Below are 24,576 nucleotides of genomic sequence, written 5' to 3'. Positions count from 1 at the left end.
AGGTTTGCGTTCCCCGTTTCACCTTTAAAGGAGCATGGATCATGGACAATAACGTCACACATTATTTACGGGTTGCCTCGGAGATTAATAATCCCTTTACTATTCATATGCCTATTCCGGTGACAATTGAGCTGCTGGCATCTGTGCTGTGCTGTACGCCACGCAACGTGAAATTTATTTTGCGCAAGCTCGAGGAGAAGGGGTTCATCCAGTGGCAGGCAGGACGGGGAAGAGGCCATACCTCGGCGATGACGTTTTTACGCACTGTGGAAGAGATATTGGAGAATTACCTTTTGGAGCTGATTAGCAGCGGGAAAATAAAGCAGGCCATCGAGTTAATTGGGCTGCCTGAGGTCAAAGGTCCGTTAAAGGAAAGGTTATTAACCTTGTTAAATAAACAGATGGGCTATCAGAGCGAGACAGAATCGACCACAGGACTTGATGTCCTGCGGATTACCCGCAACCGCAGCATGGAGAAGCTTGACCCCGCTTTTGTGTACACAGCTTTTGAAGCCTATCTGATCGGACAAATCTGCAGTACTTTAGTTACATATGATGCCGTCAGCGATTCCTTTCATCCGGCTCTGGCCCATATGTGGGAAGCGAATGAGGACCATACCAGCTATATCTTCTATTTGCGCAAAGGTGTTCGTTTCCATCACGGCAGAGTGATGATCTCGCGGGATGTGAAAAGTACGCTGCAGCGGCTGGTGGAGTTGGACAGTTCGGCATTATGGCACTTTCGGGGGATTGAAGAAGTAGAGCTTGAGGGGGATCACCGGATCCGCTTCAATCTGTCGTCGCCTAATCTCTTTTTTCTTCATCTCTTAAGCTCCATTCACATGTCGATTCTGCCCTTTGATGCTGATAATGACCAGGAACTTCTTGGAACAGGTCCCTACCGGCTGATGAATTTGAATGAAGATGTGCTTGTGCTTGCAGCCTTTGATGATTACTACAGTATTCGTCCGCTCTTGGACCGGGTCGAAATCTGGTATTTGCCGGATCAGGGCTCCGGTGCACGCCAATACCAGCTGCCGGATGCCGCAGTTTCAGGCTCCTATTCGGATGGTTGCTCCGGCAACAGTATTGATTACCCGGCGCTGGGTTGCAGATATATAATCGTAAATTTTCGCAAAGAGGGCATTCAGCATAATCCGCTTTTTCGCCAGGCGATGCGTCTTCTTTATGATCCATCTGCGCTGATCAGGGAACTGGGCGGTAACCGGATTACACCGGCGGACAGCTTCCTGCCATGGAACAGCCGCCGTATAATCTGGAAAGAGCATTCACTTGAAGAGGCGGCGAAGCTGCTGGAATCCAGCGGGTACAGCGGAGAAGAGATTACGCTTGCTTATGTTCCCAGAAAGGATGAGCTTGAAGAAGCTTGGTGGCTGCAGCAGCGTGCGGAGCAAATCGGTCTGCATGTTTGCCTGATATCCTACAAGGAATACAATATGGAGGAAGTCAAGCAGCAGGCGGATTTCCTGTTTGCGGAAGAGGTGCTCGAAGATGATTGGCAGTGGGGAATGATTAATTACTTTGTGAACAAGTCTAACCATCTGCACGCGTTGCTTCAGGACTGTCAGCGGGACCAATTACAGCGGGAACTGGAGCATTTTGCAGAACTGCCTGCAGAAGGCAGAGGCGAACTTCTGGAGCGGACGGAAGCGATTCTGCGCGAGAATTGTTGGGTCCTCTATGGCTGTCATATGAACAAAAGAGCCCAGCTGAATCAGAGTCTGTTCGGCTTGCATACGGGATCCTTTGGTTTTCTGGACATCTCCAGGCTGTGGATCAAACCGGGTTTCCCGGAGACCCGTATGTGAAGCATGAATAACCTGGCAATTAAACCTGCCGGATTCACAATAAAACAGGAAAGAAAAACCTGGTAATTTCTCTTTATTCCATGTGCTCCCGCTTATATCATTAGGCATATATCTGATTGGAAAAGGGAGGGCCTTATGTTGTCCAAGCTGACTGCCCGCAAAAAAATAGCATTTCTTTTACTTGGAATCTTACTTGCTTCCGATGTACTACTTGTCCTTCTTGGGCTGTTGGATTATTCGCCTGGACCGCGGTTTCACCCGTCGGGGGGATATATCGTCCTCTATCACGTAATCCTGCTAAGTGTGTCACTGGTTCTGCTCCAAAAACAGCTGCTCCTGATCCTGTCGGTTTCCTTAATCCTGTTGCTGTTCGGGGTGAAATACTTTTGTTCGTCGTTTATGGGCTGGCAATATGAATATTTGCAATCCCCCCGGAATCAAGAGCTGCTGGTTGTGAAATACCGGATCGCTACACTAGGGGAAAGCCAATATTTTGCTGAATTTTACCGGAGCCGCTATTTTGGATTATTCATGCATAAGCTGGAAAATCAGGACTACTGGGTTATGATTCGCGGTGAGGATCGGGATCCGGATACGGTGCTTGGGCTGAGCAGCCCTACCTGGAAACATGAGCGGAAAGTGATTCTGGATACGGCAAGCGGGGAACATACCATCACATTGTATTGAAATGGGCGTGTAGCAGAAGAGAGCAGGTTAATTCAATGCCTCCCCTGCCAGTGATAGAATTTGGCCGCATCTCGGATGTTACTCTGGGAATTCTTGAAGATAACGGTGTCCGTAATTGGGTGCCGCAGCATGAATTGAATTAATTAGAAGAACAAAGGGGAGTGCCGAAGATGCGGCACTCCCCTTTGTTCTTCCTGTCTTGTGATTCAGAAAGAAGATTACGTTCCCCGGCTAAATCTTTTCAACCTGCTTGTTTGCCCTCGCATTTCTTGCAGACTTCAAGCTTCTCGCCGGCAACACCTTTGCCGATATAGAGCAGCTTGATTCGCGTGCTGCCACAGATCGGGCAGGTTCCTCTGCTCCGGGAGGGAGTCCGCCATAATGCTTTGCCGCGTTTGTTCTTGGACATAAAATTCGCCCACCTTCGCTATTGATATCCTATCTTATGCCTAGAGTGAACTAACGGTTCTGCTTGAACAGGATTCATTTTTTAACCTGTTGAAGCACAATGGTTTATTATATTTTAATTTGATTTAGAAATTTATTTACTAGAGTGTAACAAATATTACGTTATATATAGATATAAATAGATATAATAAAACATAATTAGATTCGAAATAGCGAATTTTCATAGAGATTCAAGAAGAGGCTGCGCAGCGGAATTTTCCGTCTGTACAAATATAATCTAGGAGGAGTGGAAGATGATTAGTTTATCACGCACCCACATATTCGGCAGAAGATTAGGTCTCATGATTCTTGGTCTCTTGTTTACGGTGTCGGTCTCTGCGGCAAGTTTACTCGTGCCGGAAGAGGTCTTAGCAGCACCTACCAGCTCTATTGATTTGTATTTAGACAGCACTTTTGTAGGGACAATATCATCTACAGATATTAATGCCAATGCAGATTATTTTGACTATACAGGCAATCGCAACAATCTCACGAACGCAGCGTATACTGCCTACGGAAGTCCGGTTCTCGAACTGTTCCAAAGTCTTATAGACAACGAAGCGTTAAGTGTCGATGTAGACTCCGATGTAATTAGTGTAACTTTCTCCTCGCTGGTTGGACCTAACTACACCAGAACCTTCAACAGTCCGGGGACTCAGCTGTTCTCCAGCCGTTATACCTTCGCGAATCCGGACATTGCCACCTCCGGAACCTTAGTGCCGGCAATTTTGGCTACTGATATCAACGGCAGTGGTGAGGATAGTATTCGATTGCTGTTTGGAACTTTAGCAGCGCAAGAGACGAATATTCCTTATTTTCTCTCTAACATTAACCGCATTGACTTATACACCTCTGGTACCTTTACCGGCGGCTATGCTTACTGAGTTGTCATGATCTAGGGAATTGCCGCTGTTGCAGCCTGCATTAGTGAGCGTTCCATTGAACGGCCTTCTTTGCTTAATACTGCAGGGAAGGCCGATTTTTTATAGGTGCAGGCAATCCAATGTAACGTATACAAAAGACAAGGGGAGATGGAAAAGTGAGAGTGAAGGGAAATAGATGGTGCAGGAGCTTACTGATCGTTCTGCTCTCTGCGGCAATGCTGGTGCAGGGCTTCGGGAGGAGCCAGAGCAGCGCGGCAGGATTGGAAGCGGAGGGAACCTGGATATATGAAGGCAATAGGGAAATTGCTGCGAAAGCTGCCCATCCGGAAATAGCCTATAACAGCAAGGGCGAACTGTACATTAAATATCTCGCTGCTTATAAAAGCGGAAACGGCATTCCTTCCATTCAAAAGTATGACGGAGTGAAATGGAAGATGCTTCCTACTCCGCCGGAGGCAATCCCGATGCCGGAGGCTTCGGTGACCAGCTCCTTCGTAATTGACAATGATATACCTTATTTGGCTTATAGGGGAGATAAGAATGAACTGCATGTGAGCAAGTTGGCGGAAGAGGGATGGGAGACTCTCGGAGGGCCTGTCTTTGTCAGTGAAAGCACCACGCTTGAGCACATATCCTTAACGATAGTGGATGGAACCCCATATGTGGCGTATTCGGGAGTCGTTAAGGGTGAAAAAGTGTGGCAGATCAAAAAATACATTGCAGGAGCATGGACGTTGATACCCAGTCCTGAGGGAAGCCATCCGAGCAGTGATGCCCCTTTTGCAATAGATGACGATGGTATTTTATATGTAGGCTATATTTCAAGCAACAATGCACAGAGAGCAACTGTGAAGAAATACAATCCGGACCGCAAGGAATGGGAACGGATCGGCAACCAGGATTTCACTGGTGGAGCGCTTAGCATGCCTAAGTTAATCGTCGAAGACGGGATATTATATTTCGGATATGTAGACAGTTCCGCGAACGGCAACAGGCTGACAGTTATGGAGCATTCAGCGGGTGAATTATTGGGAGATTGGACGAAGGCTGGAAATTCGGTCTCCGATAATAGAGTAAGCTCATACACCTTATCTGCGGATGCCGGAAAGGTGTATGCCATGTATCGGGATTATACAGAACCCAACACCGTATCTGCCAAAAGCTTAAGCAAGCTCCTAGATGGGAGCTACACCTGGAATAAGCTTGGAGGATCATTATCCGTAACAGTTCAGAGTCTATCTGATATGACAGTCTGGGATGGAGTACCATATGTCAGCTACGTAGAAGATGGTAAGACCGGGTCCATATCCATCATCAAATACAACGATGCCGATTTCAAACTCTGGGGGCAAGTACGGGATTCGGCAATTCAACTGGAGTGGGACGCAGCAGAAAAGGCTACCGGATACATTATTTTTAAAGACGGGGTACAGTTCAGCTCTGTTGGCAGAGAAGGACGAAGTGATGTGATTCCGAGGCTTGAAAATAATACATCCTACCGGTTTATGATCCGTACGGTGGATGGACGTTATTCCAATGAAATCAAGATAACGCCGTTGGCCTTGCCGCCAGCTGCTCCACTGCATGTACAGGCCACTTCGGTCAATAATGCACAAGTAAACATTAGCTGGGATCCGGTTACTGCCGCTACTGGAGCAGATGCAACGGGTTACTACATCTACCAGCGTGATACGGAAGTCAGCAGTTATCCGGATACACCGGCTGCTGTAGTTACCGGGAACAGCTCTACAACCTATACATTGACCGAAGGATTGACCAGTGGCAAGACAGTCTACTTCAAGGTGAGGGCTTTTAATGAGAATGGGATTAGCGATGAAGCCGAATCTGCAGAGGTCAACGCTACTCCGGGTCTGAACGTATGGGAATCTTTAGGAACTGTTTCCAGCTCTGCCACTATGGACAACTCTTTGATCGTAAATGACGGCACACCTTTTTTGGCCATCGTAGAGAATGGAAAAGTGTCCGTCAAAAAACATACGCCTACCGGATGGGAGTATGTTGGAAGCCCGGGATTTCTGGAAGGCGGCGTTGGATATACTTCGCTGGCTTTCTTTAATAACGTGCCGTATGTCGCATCTACCGATATCCATAACAGTGTTACAGTCATGAAATATACAGGGAAGGGTGCAACCAAATGGGAGCCCGTCGGAGGGAGAAGCATCATCGACAAGCTGGTTGATAATGTAGCTCTGGCTATTGATAAGAACGGTATACCTTTTGTTGCTTTTAACGTCCAGCCTGCTCATGGCCAAGAGCCGGGTGCGATGGTAATGAGATATAGCGGTAAAGGCGACACTGGCTGGGAGCTTGTCGGGGACGGAATCATATCCGTAGGTGCGGCAGGAACCTATGTATCATTATTTGTAGACGGAATCACGCCCTATGTCGCTTTCCGTGATAATAACGCCAACCGAGGAACTGTCATGATGTATGATGGCGGCCAGTGGGTAGCTTTAGGCGGACGCGGATTTACCAAGAACATGACAACTGCGAAAGCCGTCAAGTGGACATCGGTATTTGTGTACGAGGGAACGCCTTATCTGGCTTTTCGGGATGTGGGGCCGAATCTGGTCAAATTTAACGGGCAGAACTGGGATTATGTCGGCAGCAAAAATTTTGAAGGGAATCCCGATAACGACCTGAATTATACCCGTCTTTTTATAGATCAGGGCATACCCTACATCTTGTTCAGGTCAGCGGAAAATGGCGGAAAAGCCATTGTAATGAAATATACCGGCAAAGGAGATACCGGCTGGGAATTTGTCGGGAACAAAAGTTTTTCCAAAGGAGCGGTGGATCATACCTCGCTATATGTCGAAGACGGCATTGTCTATGCTGTATTCACGGATATGGCACAGTCAGGAGGAGATTACAGGACGGTTGTGATGCAGTTCGATGACAGTGGTTCGGCTCCGGCAGTACCGCTGAATGTTACAGCAAGCGCGCGGGATCGCGGGGTTGAACTGAACTGGTCTGCCTCTCCCAAAGCGGATCATTATAATATTTATATGCGTACCGCAGGGGAGGGCTACGGTGCACCGGTAGGCGTTGCAACAAGCACCTATTTATCAGTGAAGGAGCTTGCCAACGACACCACCTATTATGTAACAGTGACCTCGGCCAGCGAAACGGCAGGAGAGAGCGGGAAATCGATGGAGGTTGCGGTGACACCGTTTGACACTGCGGCTCCTCCACTTGTGGCTCCGATTGAAGTTAGTCCGGGAAGTGTACCCGGCAGAGCTCTGGTCAAAACTGCAGTTTATGATGAAGTCTATCATGAGTTAAAGCGAATCGTTTCGGTGAAGCCTTTGGATACTCCGGACATTGTGCTTGACCGTGTACCTGCTGAAGCGGTTCCGGTTTCCGCCCTGCCTTTCGAGCTAGCCGATGTGGAAGCTGGAATGTATATCGCAATTTATGAGACGGACGAAAAGGGGACAATCTTCCGTTTCAGCTCAAAGCTGCTGCAGCGGGGAGAGGTAGCACCATATCCCGTCAGGATGCTCGAAATAGATATTGTACCCGGCAAAACGCAGGGCACGGCCACGGTACAAACGGCGACCTATGATCCGCTCAACAGTATAGCTGTGCAAGTATCAGCCGATGCTATAGCAGTTCCGGTTAAAGGAGATTTCCTGCCTGCCGGAGTACTCAGCTACAAGCCGGGGGAAGATATCGCTGTTGCAGCGGGTTCGTATATTGCAGTCTATGAGATCAATAAAAGCCGGCAAATTATCGGTTTTGCCCAGGCTAAGGTTTCGGCTGGGCAGATTTATACAGCCCCACCTGCTGGTAACAATCCCGAGTTCCAGAGTGCTGTTGTCCCGCCAGCCGCAAAGCCGGATCTGCTTAAAGTAGATGAAGCATGGGCACTCAAGGAATTGAACAATGCTGAAGTCGCTGTATTAAGTATAGATCTTAAAGATGTTGATAGTTCTGCAGCTGGCGCTATATCTGTATGGTTTCCGCAATCTGTCATCCGCTTGGCGGTTCAACTCGGTAAACCACTGCAAATTCTTGACCGGGGTTCGAAATGGACGATAGCCGCGCAGCAGTTATTGTCGGCCGAAGCGGAAGAGGTCACGCTGACATTTACCCAAAAGGCAGCGGTGGATCAGCCTGCAAATACAGAAGGGCGTATTCTGTATACTATTACTTCGTCAGTTAAAAATCTTGATCCGTTGGAAAAGAACTCCTTTGCTCTGAACGCACAAATACCGGTTTCTAATAAAGAAAGTGATACGGATAAGCTCGTGATTTACGTGCAGGATGAACAGGGGAGCTGGCGGTATCTTGACAGTAAGATCACGGGTGGAAGTATAGAATTCCAGCCGGCTCAATGGGGAGCTTATCTGCTGGCGAAATCCACCAAGACCTTTGGAGATCTGAACTCTCACTGGGCCCGGCATGCCATTGAAGTGATGGCTGCCCGAAATATCGCGACTGGAACAGACGAAGGTTTATTTGCTCCGAATCAGATATTGACCCGTGCAGAGTTCGCGGGGATGCTGGACCGACTGTTGAATCTTAAAATGGAAGAAACAGCCGTGTTCACAGATGTCCCTGAAGACGCATGGTACGCGGTGGGAGTAAATGCCGCTGCCGCAGCTGGAATTATAGGAGGAGCCGGCGGGGCATTCCGGCCGCTGGATTCCCTTTCGCGGCAGGAAATGGCTGTAATGATTATGCGTGCATATCATTTGAGCAACGCAGGCGCGGCAGTAACTGGTGCGACCCCGGCATTTCAGGACGCCGGGCGAATGGGAGCCTGGGCACAGCAAGCCGTGAATGAAGCGGCAGCACTCGGCCTCATCGAAGGCCAACCCGGGGGGATGTTTAAACCGGATGGGAAGACAACACGTGCCGAAGGGATGACGGTATTATACCGGTTATTGAAACTGCCAGCGAAGTAAAGCGGATTTTCAATAAACAGGAGAGCACAAGGTAAATACGTAATCACACGCAGCCGCCAATAATTCTGGCGGCTGTTTATCTCTTTAGCAAGATTCTCAGCTTAGGAGAAAGATCTTATTGACTGGATAGTGAAAACCCCAGTAGAATGGCCCAAATTCGCCCTGGAAAAACAGCGTATAACATAAATTATACGCTGTTTCATCTGAGATCCATTTTAATAGGTTCATCTAACCATCTGCTTGTGCCGATTTGAGGGCTGATATTGGATTTATAAGGTATTAATTATATAATATGGTTTTAATTGTTTGCGCCCTTCTGATGTGAGCTTTGTGTAAAACCGGGTGAAAGAAATCATGCTATACTAATTGGAAAAACAGCTGGGGGTTTTGATTTTGACATACAGCAGTTCTAAACGGGGATGGCGATCGGATAAACTATCGCATTTGGGTTCTTCCATATTCTCGGAGGTATCCGAATGGAAAGCAGAAGCACGGAGGTCGGGCATCGAGGTCATCGACCTTGGGATCGGCAGTCCGGATCAGGCACCTGCTCTTGAAATTCGCCAAGCGTTAAGTAATGCAGTTCTCAGAGAGAACTGTTATTCCTATCCCGCTTCCAAGGGAAGCGGCTTGTTCCGCAAGCAAGCGGCAGCCTGGATGAAATGGCGGTTTGATGTTGAAGTGGATGATGAGGAAGAGCTGGTGGCGCTGATGGGTTCCCAGGACGGGCTGGCCCATCTTGCTTTGTCCATTTGCAACCCCGGAGATTTGGCGATTGTCCCTGATCCGGGTTATCCGATTTATTCCGGTTCACTGGCGATTGCAGGGGTCAAGGCCTGGCATCTCCCTCTGCTGGAGCGAAATGACTTTCTGCCTGATCTGGACAGCATTCCTGATGAGATATGGCAGCAGGCGGTTTTTATCCTGCTCAGCTTTCCCGGCAATCCGATTTCGGTTACGGCCGATCTGGCTTACATGGAGAAACTGATTGCATTAGCCCGGAAATGGGAGGTGCTGGTTATTCATGATTTGGCGTATTCGGAGATGGGGTTTGACGGCTACCGTCCGTTAAGTATCCTGCAAGTACCTGGAGCACTAGAGACGGCGGTTGAATTTCATTCGTTCTCCAAGAGTTTTAATATGGCGGGATGCCGCGTTGGTTTTATGACCGGCAACCGCCAAGCTGTCGGAGCACTCCGTGAACTGAAGAGCAATGTAGACTATGGGGTATTTAATCCGATACAGGAGGCTGCGGCATTTGCGCTGGAGCTGGCGATAGCTGGAGGGGATAAACTGGAGGTAGCTCCGCTTTATGAGCATCGACGCGATGTGTTTATTGAAGCTTTGTCTTTGGAAGGTTGGTCTGTTGCTAAGCCTAAAGCGACAATGTTTGTTTGGGCACGGCTTCCGGAGGCTTGGGGAACTCCAGGTGAAGTTAGCCGATCACGCAAGTTCGCTCAAGAGCTGCTGCTGAAGACTGGTGTTGCTGTAATCCCGGGGGATGCTTTTGGTTCACAGGGAGAAGGGTTCGTCAGAATCGCGCTGGTTGAAGAAGAAAAGCGGCTCCTGGAAGCTGCCCGGAGAATCGGGGAGTTTCTTCGCAGGAGCCGCTAAACGTAAAGATCATTTACTGCAATTCTTTAGGCAGGGCTACGGCCAGTAATTTACGTTCTGTCGGGATCAGTGCGATTCCCTTTTCGATCGTAACTTTGCCAAAATAGTGGTAGCCGGCTCCGGTTTTGATAATCCCGAACAAGGCTCCGGTATCTGCATGATTAATGGAGAGGTACCCGTTCTCGTAAATAGTGAATACAGCCTTGCCGACCCGCTGCAGCAGTTCAACCTTGCTTGCCGGATTGTCGAACTTCACAACACGGTCATTCTGAAGATTGACTCCGGTGATTTGGGTTCCTTTTTGAAAGAAAGCCATTCCGTTTGTGGGACCGGCCAGCCATCTGCCATAACTTTCGTAGCTTTTTGTTGCTGTTTCTTTGCTCTGGCCGCGTGTAAACCGTGTTAGCGTATATTCATCCTTATCAAGATTCCCAGCCACCGTGTAGATATAAGGATTCTGAATGGAAGTGTAGTAATTGCTCATTCTGTCGATGTTATTCAGAGGCTGGTAGTCTTCTTGGCCTGATATTTTGCCTGTTGCCGGGTCCAATTGAACCAGTGTTAATAGATGACCCGGAACGGGAGTGGCTTCAGCATCATATTGTTCTTTGACTTGTTTCTGCAGAACCAAATGTCCCTCCTGAACACCTACATAACTATAAAGGCCCTCAGTTCTCCATAACTTCTTGCCAGTAGCAAGATCTAGTCCGTAAAATTGTGTGCGTGTATTATCGACGGTGCTGGAGACGACGAGTACGCCTTTATATTCTCCGTAAATGGTGCCTACATACATGGGGATATTCATATTCTCCCAAATTTTCTTGCCTGTCACCGGATGATAGGCAGCTACGCCGCCGCTTTCATTGGAGAAATACACTTTTCCGTTAATCAGGTGGGCCTGTGCTCCGACTTCTATCGGTCGCTTTGACACTTTAACCTTCCACAGCAGCTTCCCCGTGTCAGCGGATACTTTTACGAGCTGTTCGTGATTATCGATAAAGAAGATGGAACTGTTCGTAAGGATCTGCGGCTCCCCGCCATTTTTGTAGGACCATTTCACTTGGCCGGTAGCTATATTTTTGGCGTACAATGTATTATTGGCGGTATAAAAGAGGATTCCATTTAAGATGGGCAACTTGTCATACATGCCAATGCCATCTGTTGCGACAGACCACTTCAAAGGGAGAGAGGTGTCCTTGGCGGCTTTCACAGAAGTGGCGCTGGATGCTGCATAGGCGGTGTCTGTAGCCATTCCTTGTAACGTTAGGGTGGTACCGGATGATAATAGGGAAACAGCGAGAAGTGATGTGAGAATTTTTTTTACTTGTGGCAAAAGAGTCATCTCCTTGTGAATGTTCATATTAGTTAGACGTATAAATGCTTAATAAGTTTCTAAAATAAGGAAGTTGTTTATTGGTTAACATAACAATTAATATGTAAACTAATATTTCAACCGGTCCAGATTGGGGTAATAAGGGGCAACTAAAAATTTAATAGGAGGGCTCGTTATGGGATTCAATTTCGGAGGATTCTCTGCACCTTCAGCGGATTCGTGCGGGAGGCGGTTAAATATTTTATGTGTAAAAATAACTGCTGAGCAGCTGCACACTTTACTGTAATTAAGCCGTTTTTAAGGCATCAGGCCAGCTTCGGAATACACCCGAAGCTGGCCTGATTTCACGTTACATATATCTTGTTTATTTAAGCACTATTGCCGCAGCCACGCTGTTGCCAAGAGCAGTGCTCCCTTGTTGGCATTCGTATCCGCGAGCGCATTCAGCATGACAAAATCGTGGATGATACCTTGAAACCGGGCCGCTGTTACCGGGACGCCCGCTTCACGCAGTTTGGCGGCATAGGCTTCGCCTTCGTCCCGCAGCACATCGGCTTCTCCTGTAATAATCAAGGCTTCCGGCAAACCGCTGAGCTGCTCCAGGCTGGCCCGCAGCGGGGAAGCGGTAATCTGAGCCCGTTCCTGCGGATCTGTTGTATATTGATCCCAGAACCATTTCATCCCTTCACGCTGAAGGAAATAACCTTCGGCGAACTGGTGATAGGATTCCGTATCGAATGAAGCATCGGTTACCGGATAGAACAGCAGCTGCTTGCTGATTGCCGGGCCTTTGCGTTCTTTAGCCATCAGCGTTATGGCCGCAGTCATATTACCTCCGACACTGTCACCGGCTACAGTCAATCGGCCCCCGTCAAGACCATGTTCAGATCCATGCTTAGAGATCCATTCCAGCACCGTATAAATTTCCTCAATCGCTGTAGGATACTTGGCTTCCGGAGACAGGCTGTATTCCGGGAAAACAACGGCCGCATCCGCGCCGGCCGCCAGTTCACGAATGAGCCGGTCATGAGTATGGCTGTTGCCGAATACCCAACCGGCACCGTGAATGTATAAGATAACAGGAAGTGATGAAGCAGAAGAGTTAACCGGACGAACAATTCGGATCGGTACCTCACCTTTGGGTCCGCCGGGAACAGAGAGATCCTGGATATCGGCCTCCGGTTTTTTTATTTCACCGGACTGAACGGTATCCACCGTTTCTCGTCCCTTTTCAGGACCGAGGTCAGGAAGGAAAGGGGGCTTTGCATTGTCATCGGCAAATTTCTGCGCTGCCGGTTCGAGAACGATCTTTTTATTTTCGGGCATGTTTATCGTCTCCTTAAATGAAATATGGGTTCTATCTCTCTTCAATCCATAACCGGATGCGACCTTCCTGAAACGAAACGCGTTGCAGCCCCCGTTAACCTCCCTAAAAACTTTTAGCCCAAAAGCGAACGGTTTACTAGGGATAAAGCGTATATTCATTGACTAACCGGGGAGGAAGAACGATTGAAAGACTGTCCGATTACTGAACAGCAGGCCAGGGAAATGTTCGAGGAGCATTCCGCATACGATTCCGCTGAAAGCATTGCCCTGCAGCTGAACAACTGCTGTGGGCGGCGGTAAGCCGCTTGTCCCAGAAACAGCGTGAAGTCGTTACTCTTCATTATTATGCCGCACTTCCACTGCCGGAAACCGCCTCAGTCAGCAGAGATTCGCTTACGTTCCAGTTGATCTTCCCACCGCTTAAAAAGAGTGATAAACTCCAAACTGTTGCTCATCCTTTCCGTTATTTGGACAGTCTCTTCAAAAAAAAGGCCGCATCCTCCTTGCTCAGCAAAGAGGGTGCGGCCTGCTCTATTCAAGGGTCCTGCGCGCCGACTAACGATGTTCCAGTGTCTGAGAGTAACCACTGCCGGAGCTGCGTTTATTGCCCAACACGGTGACGATGATAAAGACGATCGTAATCAGCAGCGGATACAGTATTGCCCACCCGGTAAACGGAAACACCGCCAGCGTGGCGATAAAAGATATCCAGCTGATCGTTACTCCAAGCCTGTTGCCTTTGAGCAGCCGGATTCCGGCAGCACAGCCTCCAATGTACGTCAGGATGAAAGTGGCATTGGGGAACTGGATCAGCGTGGTGATGGAGAGCAGGCCACTGCCGTAAAGGAGCAGTACTGCAGCAAAACAAAGCATCAAGAAACCAATAGCCCCAGTGGGTGTCTTGTACCGGCTGGACAGGCGTCCCATCCACTTGGGAGCATAGCCCTGACGGGACAAGGCAAAGGCCACCCGTGATGCAGCGCTGGAATAGGCGATAATCGTCGCGGTGCAGATGAACAGGCCGGTAAGCCCGGCGATGAAGCCGCCCCATGCGCCAAGCGGCTGGCTGATGATCCAGACGAGCGAGGAATCGGCGCCTCCACGGAGGTAGCTTTGGGTTCCAACTGTAGCCAGTGCGGATAAGAAATAGAGCACCCCTACGATAATAGCGGCGATGGTGACTCCCTTAACAGCTGCACGCTGCGGGTCCTTGAACTCTTCTGAAAGATGGGAGACTGCCTCCCAGCCGATGAAACACCAGAAGAGAATAGCTGCCGCCTGCCCGATGCTCATCCAGCCATGGGGAACAAAAGGCGTGAAATGCGTGCTTTCCATGCGGGGGAGTGCGGTGGCAAACGAGAAGACCAGCACAGCTATGATTGCGATAACGACGGCAATTTGTACTTTGCCTGCAACCTGCATGCCCATCCAGTTCGTGATCAGGCCAATGGCAAGCATCACGGCGGCGATAGCGATTCGGGCTCCGTCCCCCCAGCCCATGGCGGCCGTCATATACCCGGCTCCCGTCAGTGCAGCCACAGGTCCGCCAATGGGCACTGACATCAGGAAGAACCAGCCCACCAATGCTCCGGCCTTGGGGCCGAAGGCCAAGGTGACGAAGTGGGACACACCTCCGGCATTTGGAAATTTAGCGGAGAGGAGCCCCATCGACAAAGCCAGAGGCAGAATCAGCAGGGTCATGAATCCCCAGGCCAGCAGGGAAGCGGGACCGGCTATTTCCGCGGCCAGTCCGGGTACGATTAATATACCTGAACCAAGCACGGCTCCAATGTATAGAGCAATGGCTTGCGGCATACCGATGTTTCGTTGCAATGTATGAGTTTCCTTCATCAATAAGATCCCGCTTTCCTTTTACCTTGTATTTAGTTATAGAGTATCAGATAATGTATCCATAGGGAAAACGGAAAGTTTGAATGTTATCCATTCGAAAAACCGATGATACATTCTTCCCGGGAAGGTTGATGAGAGTCATATGGAATCGCGGCATTTATTTACGTTTCTAGTAGTCGTGGAGGCAGGCAGTTTTACCCGTGCGGCTCAAAAGCTGGACTATGCCCAGTCCAGTATTACTGCGCAGATTCAAGCACTGGAGGCAGAGCTTGGCCAGCCTTTGTTTGACCGCATCAGCAAAAAAATTATTCTGACCGATGCAGGCCGCCGCCTGCTGCCTTATGCGCAGGAAATTCACCGGATGCACTCTTTGGCCCAGAATGCCCTGCGTGCAGAGAATGAGGTATCGGGAGTCCTGCGGATTGGTGCGCCAGAATCGCTGGCCGCCTTCCGGCTGCCGGGCATCATTAAGGAATTCCGCGGACAATATCCGCAGGTTCAAATCACACTGAAACCAGGCGTCTGCTGGGAGCTGACAGAGTCCGTCCGCTCCGGTGAGCTGGATTTGGCTTTTCTGCTGCAGCCGGAGGCGGAATATAAAGACTTGTGCAGTGAAACATTGATTCATGAAGAGATGACGCTCATTGCACCGCCGGATCATCCTTTGCTGCAGCAGGAGAGTGTCGAACCGCAGCATCTTAAGAATGAAACCATCCTGTTTACAGAAACAGGCTGTACCTACCGGATCTTGTTTGAGCGTCATTTGAACAGCCAAGGAGTGTTTCCTGATCCTAAGCTGGAATTCTGGAGTATCGAGGCGATCAAGCAGTGTGTCATGTCCGGCCTCGGCATCTCATTCCTGCCGCTGATTTCGGTAAGAAGCGAGCTGGCCGCCGGCAAGCTGGCCCGGCTGAACTGGAATGATGAATCGCAGCGGGTAACTACACAGACTGTCTACCATCAAAAGAAATGGAAATCGCCGGCACTTCAGGAATTTTTGCTGACGGTAGAGAAACATGCGGCAATGTGGAGAAATACAAATACAAATGAAGGTGTATTAAATTCTGTGGTACAATAGGTTGTTGAAATCATGGGGGAGGAGGACATACATGAACGAATTGGGGCCTGACTATGAAGAAGAGCTTGAGGCTTTTCTGATCTGGATGAAGGATGCCGGATTTACGGCGTACACACAGAAATCCTATCTTGCTGATGTGCGGGAGTTTCTTGGGAGCCTGAATGGCAGAAGTCTGGAATCCGTTAAAAAGCTTCAAGTAGTGTCCTATCTGACCTCGGTCCGTGAACGCGGGGTAAGTGATGCGACGCGTAACCGCAAGCACGCCTCGGTAAATTGCTTGTTTAAGGCACTCATTGAGCTGGAATTGCTGACAGCCAATCCGGCCGCCGGGATCAAGAAATCCAAAACCGAAAAAAACCGTGAGCCGGTCTATCTGGATGAAGTGGATCTGCAGCGGTTTTTGTCTGCTGTAGCAGGTAAATACCGGAGCCGCAATTTGGCTGTTTTCTTACTGATGTCTTATATGGGGCTGCGGGTGGGGGAAGTACATACGCTGAATTTGAGTGATTATAATGCAGAACGGCGTACACTGCGTGTATTTGGCAAAGGACGCAAATGGCGCAATGTGCCGGTGCCGGAGGATGTCGCCCCTTTTCTGCAGCAAGCCTTGAACGAACGTCTCACCCCTTGGCTTAGCAAAGAGGAGGCGATGTTTATCTCTCAGAAAGGACGCAGACTCTCGATACGGGGAATACAGGGCATAGCTGCAGACACCTTTAGCCGTTTTCAGCAGGAAGTGCCGATGGTTCACCGCCGGCCGTACTCCAGCCATAAGCTGCGTCACTCCTTTGCCACGATGCTGCTGCGCAAGGGGGCCGATTTGCGTACCGTTCAGGAGCTGCTGGGCCATTCGTCCATCCAGACTACAACGGTTTATACGCATATTACAAGCCGGGAGAAGGAAGAAGCCATGTCCAGACTGCAGGTTCAGCTTGAACCGTTTATCTAATTCAAAGGGAGTGTATTAAATGATTCAATCCATTGTACATATCGCTTTAGTCGTCAAAGACTACGATGAAGCCATTACATTTTATACAGAAAAACTGAATTTTACAGTCATTGAGGATACCTATCAGCCTGAACAAGACAAACGATGGGTTGTTATTTCCCCGCCTGGTTCAACCGGGACAACGATAGTGCTCGCGAGAGCATCCAAATCTGAACAAGAACCGTTTATCGGTAACCAGGCTGGAGGCAGGGTGTTTCTGTTTTTGAACACGGATGATTTTTGGAGAGATTATAAGGAAATGAATGCAAAGGGAATTGAATTTGTAAGGGAGCCGCAAGAACAATCGTACGGGACAGTTGCTGTCTTTAAGGATTTATACGGGAATCTTTGGGATCTGTTGGAGCTGAAGGAGGACCATCCGATTTCTAAAAGAATGATTGTAAGGGAGAGCGCATGCAAGTACGGTACAAGGCTGGAATTTTAGTCGAATGCAATCGGCATCGCTTATCTGCTTGAAAAAATCAACACTGATTTTTAGATTAATTGCAACTGTATACCAGTATTTTAAATTGGTGTAATATGGAATCATTACATAGAATGAGGTATTTTTAACCTGAAGAAAATTGCATGCTGGGAAAGAGTTTTCAGTAACTTATAAAGTTGATTTTTCGAAAATCAAATAAATATACTAGCTTATTTTAAAGCGCCTGAGTTTGGGCGCTTTTTCCATGTTACTTGCAAAGCCTGCACTCTTCTCTCCTCCTTTCTCCTGTTAAACGGTGAGTAAAATAACAAACGTCGCAACAAGTGGATCAAAGATATCCGAATCAATAAAGTACAATCCAGGACTATCGTCCACGGCTGCCGCTGTTTTTAGTGGGGGCCTGTCTAATGCTTAATTTTCTTTCTACATCAGAAGCACTGGTAAAAGCATAAATCCGGAATAATAGTTAACATAATTAATGTTAAGTTAACTATGTCTCTTTTTGCAAAATTGCTAACTTGAAAAGGGCAGCGCGTAAAGTTCAGTGTACAATTCTTTTCCTCTACTGTTATCCAGATGCCGCTAAATGACTCATGTGGTTAGGGCTTTCTTCAATAACAAAAATAACTTGTTATTATTTTGTTTTTGATTTATTCTAACTGTTATTGAGGTTTAATATAGCTGGTAATTATTTAAGGTTAACCGGTACACGAAATAACATGTTATTACTAACTAGTAGGAGGACTTGGGGATGAAGGAAGTTTTTTTTAAAGGAATGACTTATGGCTGGGAAACAAAAAGAGGAGAGTACCGGAAAGATTATGCGGCAGATTCGATGAAAAAGCTGGCGGATACCGGAAGTGAGTGGATCGCATTGTCCTTCTGGACCTGGCAGGACACAGTGTTCTCAACAGATATTCATTTTGATTACGGTTACACGCCGACAGATCGGGATATTGAACATGCGGTGCGGAATGCGAAGGAGCTGGGCCTGAAGGTCTGCCTGAAGCCTGTAGTCAACTCCAGAGACGGGATTTGGAGAGCTCGGATCGGATTTCCTGAGGATGGAGACGCCTATTGGGCAGCCTGGTTCGAGTCCTACACGAATTTCTTGAAGCATTATGCGGAGCTGGCAGAGGAGCTGGGCTGTGAAATGTTCTGTATCGGCTGTGAAATGGTAGCTACAGAATATAGGGAAGCAGAATGGCGGGAAGTTATCCGTGAGGTGAAGAACCTGTATACCGGCCCCATCGTTTACAACGCCAATCATGGTAAAGAAGAAGGGATTCAGTGGCTGGATGCGGTCGATCTCATCGGAACCAGCGCATATTATCCTGTAGCCTCTGTGCCGGGGGATTCCTATGAGAATATGCTCACCGCCTGGGAGAAGCAGAAATCCCGGCTTAAGGCTTTAGCCGAAAGATTCAACAAGCCGCTTGTTTTTATCGAAATTGGCTGCCGCAGCGCACTCGGCTGTGCCACTATGCCGTGGGACTTTACGCATAAGGATCTGCCTCATTCGGAAAGCGAGCAGGCTAACTTTTATCGTTCGGCACTTGAAACCTTTTGGAATGAGCCTTGGTTCGCCGGTTTCTTCTGGTGGGATTGGAGCACAAAGCTCTACGCTCTGGAAGAGGCTTCGTCCAACAATGGTTTTGATATTTACGGTAAGGAAGCGGAGCAAGTGCTGAAAGAGTATTACAAATTGCCAGTCACAAAATACTCTGTCTCAAGGGTCCAGAACGCTCTTGGAAATTTAAAGCATTAAATTAATGTCATTGTCAGGCAAAAAAGATTCATGTTATAGTACTTAAGGAAAATCCGTCCTTCTATTCGCGGGCTTAATATTCCATCCGCTTGAAGGGCGGTTTCTTTTGCGTGCCGGAAGCATAAATAAGGCTGTCCCAGTCATCGAAATGACAAGGACAGCCCCGTGCTAACCAGTAAAATGGTTACAATTCAAGCTTGGAAATTTCCGCTTTGAGCTTCTCGGCAGATTTCTGGAACATGGCCTTTTCGTCTTCACTCAGCGGCAGATCCAGGACTTCGCGAACGCCGGAGCGGTCAACGACACATGGAGCACCAAGGAACACATCCGAAACTCCGTTATAGTTGTTCAGCAGCGTGGAGACATTCAGCACAGAACCTTCATTGTGCAGAATAGAAACCACGATCCGGTCCAGGGCAAGAGCAATCGCATATGAGGTAGAACCTTTGGCGTCGATAATTTCATAGGCGGCGTTCTTGGTGTCTTCAAAGATATCCTTGCGTTCCGCTTCATCAAAGCCCAAATCGATGCCGGCCACGTTGGCAAGGCTCCATACCGGAAGCTCGGAGTCACCGTGTTCACCGATAATTTGACCATGAATGCTGCGGGGATCTATTTCTTTATGAAGACCGATCAAATAGCGGAACCGCGCACTGTCGAGCACTGTACCGGAACCGATGACCCGTCTGCGGTCGAAGCCGCTGATCTTAAGAGTGGCATAAGCCAGGATATCTACCGGATTCGTAGCAATCAGCAGAATGGCATGCTGATTGTATTTCGTAATCTTTTGGATGATATCTTTAAAAATCGCGATGTTCTTTCGCAAAAGATCAATCCGGGTCTCACCCGGCTTCTGGGAGGCGCCGGCGGTTACGATAATAATATCCGCTTCCCGGCAATCTTCATAGGTTCCTGCCCACAGCTTTACACCGCCGACAAACGGCATGCCGTGGTTCATGTCCAGTGCTTCACCCAGCGCTTTCTGATGATTGACATCGATAAGTACCAATTCAGGCATCCGTCTGCGCAGAAGCAGCGTATATGCGGTTGTTGTACCGACTGCACCGGTACCGATAACTACGACACGATTGGGCTTAAATGGGGGGGCCATTGTTCCATCTCCTCCGAATTTCGATTTTTTTTGTCCAATCTTAACCATCATAAGCTCTGGAGTTAGTGTTTTCAAGCAGCTTGTTTTTAATCCATTACCCGAAACGGGCAAGTTAACAACGTGCTTTCGCAGAGAGGAGGTAGCTATGTTTAGTATGGCTACACTATTTATGTATCTTGGGGCTGCCATTCTACTGATCCTTATCCCGGGTCCGGATCTTATTTTCGCTGTTACCCAGGGGATTACGAATGGCCGGAAAGCTGGCGTCTACACCGCTGCCGGACTGGCACTGGGGAATACAGTACATACGTTGGCTGCAGCACTGGGACTGTCAATCATTGTGAAGACATCACCGCTGCTGTTCACACTGTTTAAGATTGCCGGTGCACTGTATTTATTTAACTTGGCCTACAAATCATTGAAGCACCGTAAAATAACACTCGTAGTGAACGAGGGAGAGAAGAAAGGTGAAATGACATTGCTGCGAAGAGGACTTATTATGAATATTCTTAATCCCAAAGTGGCCATCTTCTTTCTGACCTTTCTGCCGCAATTCGTGAATTATGACTATGGTGTCGTACCTATGCAGATGCTTGTGCTTGGACTTATCTTTATTGTGCTGACCGCTCTGATCTTCGGAGCACTTGCTTATTTTGCCGGTGCCTTCAGCAGCAAGTTTCTGGAGAAGCCCCGTGTGCAGGAGGGGGCCAACATCGCAGCCGGAGTTATATTTGTCGGACTGGGCATGAAGCTGCTGACCACGGCACCCTAGGAGTTCCACACTCATTTCATCGACAGGAGAGAATTTAAGAATGGATTTATTCCGCAAAAAACCGCTGACCGCGCCTCAAAGCGCCGATGGCGCTAAACTAAGCAAGACACTGGGTGCGCTGGATCTCACAACACTTGGTGTAGGGGCCATTATCGGCACCGGGATATTTGTTATGACAGGAGTCGCAGCCGCGGAGCATGCCGGGCCGGGCCTTGTGCTTTCCTTCATTCTCGCCGGGTTTGCCTGCGTGCTGTCGGCACTGTGTTATTCAGAATTTGCTTCAACGCTCCCGGTGTCCGGCAGCGCTTATGCCTATAGCTATGTCGCTTTCGGCGAGTTGCTGGCCTGGATTCTAGGCTGGGATCTGGTGCTGGAATATGGGGTTGCGGCAGCGGCGGTAAGCAGTGGATGGTCCGGTTACTTCCAGGGCCTGCTGGATGGTTTCGGCCTGCATTTGCCCACAGCACTCTCCGGGGCTTATAATGCGGACAAAGGCACTTATGTAAATCTGCCCGCCATGATCATTATTTTGCTGATCTCCTATTTGTTGACCCGCGGAGTCAAGGAAACGGCCCGCTTTAATGCAATTATGGTTGTGATTAAGCTGTCTGTAGTGCTTCTCTTCATAGTTACGGGGTTTTTCTATGTGAAACCGGAGAACTGGACGCCATTTTTGCCGTTTGGCTTCCATGGGGTGGTGAATGGGGCGGCTACCGTCTTTTTCGCCTATATCGGCTTTGATGCCATATCGACTGCAGCGGAAGAGGTGAAGCGCCCGCAGCGTGATTTGCCTATCGGTATCATTACATCCCTTGCAATCTGTACCGTGCTGTACATTACTGTCTCGCTGGTTCTGACAGGGATCGTACCTTATCAAAGCCTGAATATCAGTGATCCCGTTTCCTACGCCCTGCGATTCGTGGACCAGAATATGATTGCCGGTCTAATCTCTGTAGGCGCTATTGCCGGGATGACCACGGTTCTGCTTGTTCTGCTTTTCGGCCAGACCCGCCTCTTGTTCGCGATCTCACGGGACGGGCTGCTGCCGAAAAGCTGGTCCAAGGTAAGTGCCAAGACGCATACCCCCGTGCGCAGTACCTGGATGGTCGGCGGATTGATCGCTGTGCTCACCGGATTTGTTCCACTGGACCGGCTGGCTAACCTGACCAGTATTGGAACATTGTTCGCTTTTCTCGTGGTATCCTTGGGTGTAATTGTGCTGCGCCGTACCCATCCGAATCTGAAGAGAGGGTTCACGGTGCCTTGGGTGCCATACATCCCGCTGCTTAGTGCGGCAACCTGCGCTTATTTAATGTATAATCTGGGGAGAGAGACTTGGATCGGCTTTGTCATCTGGCTGGCTGTCGGACTACTGATCTATTTTCTATACGGATACAAGAACAGCAAACTGAATCAACAATAAACGATAACAGAAGAGGAGAGAGAGCTTTGTCACCCCAAACAGCAGATTTCAAGGTTCTGAGAACGCTACTGGTGGTTCTCCTGAGCCTACTCATACTCTCGGCTTGCTCTTCTTCTCCTGCTCCTGAGCCCACTCAGCCTCCTCAGCCGACGGAAGCGCCGGAAGAAGGGCAGACGATTACCCTGATTACACCCGATGCCCAAAACTTAGTCAATAGAGATACACCCAAATATCAAATTCAGACCCGGCTTACGGATTTCAGATTGTTAACCGATTCTGCAGGACTGGCCTGGGGTGTTACCAAAAATGAGCTTCGGATCTATATGACCAAAGATAACGGGGAAACCTGGGCGAATATTTCACCTTCCGCAAATGTGCAGTTTCTGTCTAATCCGGTGTACAGCCAAGAGATTTTCTTTACGGATCTTGAGAACGGCTGGATTATAAGAAGTGCTTTTGGAACAACGGAAACCGTTGTGCTACGTACAACCGATGGCGGACTAAGCTGGAAAATCTCTTCTTTCCCGGATGCGAATACGATCTCTTCCATCTACTTCAGCTCTCCGAGCCATGGATGGCTGATGACCTCCTGGGATATCAATGCCACTAAAGCGAGCAAAGCGCTGTATGCAACGGCAGACGGGGGGGCCACATGGAATATGGTTATGCAGAACGAGCAATATAATCCGAAGCTGCCAAATCATGCAATTCCGATGGCGGGCGTGACGACCGGGATGATCTTTAAGGATACAGACCGTGGATTCGTGACACTCCAGACCGGAGCACTGCCCAAGATTTACATGACTAAAGACGGTGGAGCAACCTGGAGTCAGGGACCGGAGTTTCTAGTGAATGAACAGTGGAGAGGCTGCGACAAAGTGATCACCGGAGAACCTGAATTCTTCGGCAATAACAGCACATCCGGGTGGTTGCCGGTGGCCTGCCAGAAAGATAAGGAAGCTTCCATCACATATAATGGATATTTTACCGCCAATAGCGGCGAAAGCTGGACATTCGCTTCGTTCGGTCTGGGCATCCAGACAGGGATCAACCGCCACCTGGCTCCTGCCTTTTTAAATTCTCAACTCGGCTGGGCCTTGAAAGGAAATCTGATGTACAAGACGATTAGTGCGGGAGCAACCTGGACAACACTTCCAGCCAGCAGCGTTCTGCAATCCAAGCTCTTGGAATATCCGGAGATTGTGAAGCTGCAGTTTATTTCAAAGGATGTCGGCTGGCTCTTAATTGAGAAAAAAGAAAATCGACGATCTATCCTGCTGCAGACAACCAATGGGGGCGTAAGCTGGCGGGTAATGTGAATTGATTTAGCGGGGAGGCTGCAGATTGCAGTCTCTTTTTTTTCATCAAGTCTTCCCTGTGTTACAATAAGCAGCAGGTGAATCTATGAAATTCATACATATGGAGTGAAGAAGATGCATGATTTTAATACAATCAAGTCAGAAGAGGAATTGCGGGCTATGCTCGGTTATCCAAGCGAACTGGTGAAGAACAAAGCGATTGATGCCCTGGATGAGCATTGCCGCCAGTTTATCGCTAAGTCACCATTGTTGATCATGGCCACTTCCGATGCGGAGGGGTTATGTGATGTTTCACCCAGAGGGGATGCGCCGGGTTTCGTGCTTGTTCTGGACGACAAACATCTAGTCATACCTGAACGGCCGGGTAACCGCCGAATGGATTCGCTAAGGAATATTCTGTCCAATCCAAACGCGGGCCTTATCTTCCTCATTCCGGGTCTGGAAGAAACGCTCAGAGTGAATGGTCATGCTTATATTGTCCGTGATGAAGAGCTGCTTGTCCGAATGGAATCTCATGGGCGGATGCCGCTGGTAGGCATAGTCATTGAAGTGGAAGAATGTTATATGCATTGTGCAAAATCGTTAAAGCGCTCCAGCTTGTGGAATCCTGACTCTTGGATTGCGAAGGCCGAATTGCCGAATGTTGCTCAAATGATATCCGACCATGCCAAACTTCCTGGTATGAACGCAGAAAAAGTAAAAGCTTCACTGCAAGACAGCTATACCAACCGAATGTATTGATGTTCTGGGCGTTGAATGAAGCAAAA

At 48.7% G+C, this 24,576-nt stretch carries 18 protein-coding genes; 13 read left to right on the top strand and 5 right to left on the bottom strand.

The window, feature by feature from the left end; all coding sequences use genetic code 11:
- Positions 1–41: 41 nt before the first annotated feature.
- Together NSS79_RS18725 and NSS79_RS18720 are read left to right on the top strand one after the other, a co-directional pair.
- Entirely contained in the window at positions 42–1,829 is a 1,788-nt protein-coding gene (locus NSS79_RS18725; protein WP_342435668.1) for an ABC transporter substrate-binding protein, read from the top strand.
- Positions 1,830–1,964: 135 nt separating this feature from the next.
- The gene (locus tag NSS79_RS18720) at positions 1,965–2,516 is read left to right on the top strand and encodes a hypothetical protein (protein ID WP_342435667.1); all 552 of its coding nucleotides are present in this window, start codon (positions 1,965–1,967) and stop codon (positions 2,514–2,516) included.
- A gap of 241 nt (positions 2,517–2,757) precedes the next feature.
- On the opposite strand, the gene NSS79_RS18715 is transcribed toward NSS79_RS18720, so the two are convergent.
- Complete coding sequence (locus NSS79_RS18715; protein WP_342435666.1) at positions 2,758–2,925, bottom strand: hypothetical protein; 168 nt, start codon at positions 2,923–2,925, stop codon at positions 2,758–2,760.
- Between the two features lie 340 nt (positions 2,926–3,265).
- On the opposite strand from NSS79_RS18715, the gene NSS79_RS18710 reads away from it, so the two are divergent.
- From NSS79_RS18710 to NSS79_RS18700, 3 genes are all read left to right on the top strand, one after another.
- The gene (locus NSS79_RS18710; RefSeq protein WP_342435665.1) at positions 3,266–3,847 is read left to right on the top strand and encodes a hypothetical protein; all 582 of its coding nucleotides are present in this window, start codon (positions 3,266–3,268) and stop codon (positions 3,845–3,847) included.
- Between the two features lie 155 nt (positions 3,848–4,002).
- Positions 4,003–8,781: an S-layer homology domain-containing protein gene (locus NSS79_RS18705; RefSeq protein ID WP_342435664.1), complete on the top strand. Its 4,779-nt coding sequence runs from the start codon at positions 4,003–4,005 to the stop codon at positions 8,779–8,781.
- 393 nt (positions 8,782–9,174) lie between these two features.
- Positions 9,175–10,395, top strand: coding sequence for an aminotransferase class I/II-fold pyridoxal phosphate-dependent enzyme (locus tag NSS79_RS18700; RefSeq protein WP_342435663.1), 1,221 nt, complete (start codon positions 9,175–9,177; stop codon positions 10,393–10,395).
- Between the two features lie 13 nt (positions 10,396–10,408).
- Here the strand turns inward: NSS79_RS18700 and NSS79_RS18695 are convergent, their stop codons facing one another.
- From NSS79_RS18695 to NSS79_RS18685, 3 genes are all read right to left on the bottom strand, one after another.
- Positions 10,409–11,728 (bottom strand): PQQ-binding-like beta-propeller repeat protein, encoded by a 1,320-nt coding sequence (locus tag NSS79_RS18695; RefSeq protein ID WP_342435662.1) that lies wholly within the window; start codon positions 11,726–11,728, stop codon positions 10,409–10,411.
- Between the two features lie 375 nt (positions 11,729–12,103).
- Positions 12,104–13,054: an alpha/beta hydrolase gene (locus NSS79_RS18690; RefSeq protein ID WP_342435661.1), complete on the bottom strand. Its 951-nt coding sequence runs from the start codon at positions 13,052–13,054 to the stop codon at positions 12,104–12,106.
- 555 nt (positions 13,055–13,609) lie between these two features.
- Positions 13,610–14,905 carry an amino acid permease gene (locus NSS79_RS18685; protein ID WP_342435660.1) on the bottom strand — a complete coding sequence of 432 codons (1,296 nt, stop codon included), beginning with the start codon at positions 14,903–14,905 and terminating at the stop codon, positions 13,610–13,612.
- Positions 14,906–15,047: 142 nt separating this feature from the next.
- On the opposite strand from NSS79_RS18685, the gene NSS79_RS18680 reads away from it, so the two are divergent.
- The 4 genes from NSS79_RS18680 to NSS79_RS18665 all read left to right on the top strand — a co-directional run bounded on the left by NSS79_RS18680 (position 15,048) and on the right by NSS79_RS18665 (position 19,184).
- Entirely contained in the window at positions 15,048–15,983 is a 936-nt protein-coding gene (locus NSS79_RS18680; RefSeq protein WP_342435659.1) for a LysR family transcriptional regulator, read from the top strand.
- Positions 15,984–16,014: 31 nt separating this feature from the next.
- Positions 16,015–16,932, top strand: a complete 918-nt coding sequence (locus NSS79_RS18675; RefSeq protein ID WP_342435658.1) for a tyrosine-type recombinase/integrase — start codon at positions 16,015–16,017, stop codon at positions 16,930–16,932.
- A 19-nt stretch (positions 16,933–16,951) separates the two neighbouring features.
- Entirely contained in the window at positions 16,952–17,416 is a 465-nt protein-coding gene (locus NSS79_RS18670) for a VOC family protein (protein WP_342435657.1), read from the top strand.
- A 751-nt stretch (positions 17,417–18,167) separates the two neighbouring features.
- Positions 18,168–19,184, top strand: a complete 1,017-nt coding sequence (locus NSS79_RS18665; RefSeq protein WP_342435656.1) for a glycosyl hydrolase family 53 — start codon at positions 18,168–18,170, stop codon at positions 19,182–19,184.
- Between the two features lie 184 nt (positions 19,185–19,368).
- On the opposite strand, the gene NSS79_RS18660 is transcribed toward NSS79_RS18665, so the two are convergent.
- Positions 19,369–20,295, bottom strand: a complete 927-nt coding sequence (locus tag NSS79_RS18660; RefSeq protein WP_342435655.1) for an L-lactate dehydrogenase — start codon at positions 20,293–20,295, stop codon at positions 19,369–19,371.
- A gap of 154 nt (positions 20,296–20,449) precedes the next feature.
- Between NSS79_RS18660 and NSS79_RS18655 the strand changes: the two genes are divergently transcribed.
- From NSS79_RS18655 to NSS79_RS18640, 4 genes are all read left to right on the top strand, one after another.
- Entirely contained in the window at positions 20,450–21,067 is a 618-nt protein-coding gene (locus tag NSS79_RS18655) for a LysE family translocator (protein WP_342435654.1), read from the top strand.
- 40 nt (positions 21,068–21,107) lie between these two features.
- On the top strand, positions 21,108–22,490 hold the full coding sequence (locus NSS79_RS18650) for an amino acid permease (protein WP_342435653.1): 1,383 nt from the start codon (positions 21,108–21,110) through the stop codon (positions 22,488–22,490).
- A 26-nt stretch (positions 22,491–22,516) separates the two neighbouring features.
- The gene (locus tag NSS79_RS18645; protein ID WP_342435652.1) at positions 22,517–23,809 is read left to right on the top strand and encodes a hypothetical protein; all 1,293 of its coding nucleotides are present in this window, start codon (positions 22,517–22,519) and stop codon (positions 23,807–23,809) included.
- 114 nt (positions 23,810–23,923) lie between these two features.
- Entirely contained in the window at positions 23,924–24,550 is a 627-nt protein-coding gene (locus NSS79_RS18640; protein ID WP_342435651.1) for a pyridoxamine 5'-phosphate oxidase family protein, read from the top strand.
- Positions 24,551–24,576 lie beyond the last annotated feature (26 nt).

The organism is Paenibacillus sp. FSL L8-0436 (genome assembly GCF_038593025.1).
Classification (GTDB): Bacteria; Bacillota; Bacilli; order Paenibacillales; family Paenibacillaceae; genus Paenibacillus_AQ.
Note: the sequence above shows the minus strand (reverse complement) of the source record. Positions and strands in the feature narration are given on the sequence as shown.

Bases quoted from the DNA above. Each gene is read 5' to 3' on its own strand.
- NSS79_RS18665 (WP_342435656.1), top strand. From the start codon at position 18,168: ATGAAGGAAGTTTTTTTTAAAGGAATGACTTATGGCTGGGAAACAAAA.
- NSS79_RS18720 (WP_342435667.1), top strand. From the start codon at position 1,965: ATGTTGTCCAAGCTGACTGCCCGCAAAAAAATAGCATTTCTTTTACTT.
- NSS79_RS18640 (WP_342435651.1), top strand. From the start codon at position 23,924: ATGCATGATTTTAATACAATCAAGTCAGAAGAGGAATTGCGGGCTATG.
- NSS79_RS18680 (WP_342435659.1), top strand. From the start codon at position 15,048: ATGGAATCGCGGCATTTATTTACGTTTCTAGTAGTCGTGGAGGCAGGC.
- NSS79_RS18655 (WP_342435654.1), top strand. From the start codon at position 20,450: ATGGCTACACTATTTATGTATCTTGGGGCTGCCATTCTACTGATCCTT.
- NSS79_RS18710 (WP_342435665.1), top strand. From the start codon at position 3,266: ATGATTCTTGGTCTCTTGTTTACGGTGTCGGTCTCTGCGGCAAGTTTA.
- NSS79_RS18725 (WP_342435668.1), top strand. From the start codon at position 42: ATGGACAATAACGTCACACATTATTTACGGGTTGCCTCGGAGATTAAT.
- NSS79_RS18650 (WP_342435653.1), top strand. From the start codon at position 21,108: ATGGATTTATTCCGCAAAAAACCGCTGACCGCGCCTCAAAGCGCCGAT.
- NSS79_RS18685 (WP_342435660.1), bottom strand. From the start codon at position 14,905: ATGAAGGAAACTCATACATTGCAACGAAACATCGGTATGCCGCAAGCC.
- NSS79_RS18675 (WP_342435658.1), top strand. From the start codon at position 16,015: ATGAACGAATTGGGGCCTGACTATGAAGAAGAGCTTGAGGCTTTTCTG.
- NSS79_RS18690 (WP_342435661.1), bottom strand. From the start codon at position 13,054: ATGCCCGAAAATAAAAAGATCGTTCTCGAACCGGCAGCGCAGAAATTT.
- NSS79_RS18660 (WP_342435655.1), bottom strand. From the start codon at position 20,295: ATGGCCCCCCCATTTAAGCCCAATCGTGTCGTAGTTATCGGTACCGGT.
- NSS79_RS18715 (WP_342435666.1), bottom strand. From the start codon at position 2,925: ATGTCCAAGAACAAACGCGGCAAAGCATTATGGCGGACTCCCTCCCGG.
- NSS79_RS18670 (WP_342435657.1), top strand. From the start codon at position 16,952: ATGATTCAATCCATTGTACATATCGCTTTAGTCGTCAAAGACTACGAT.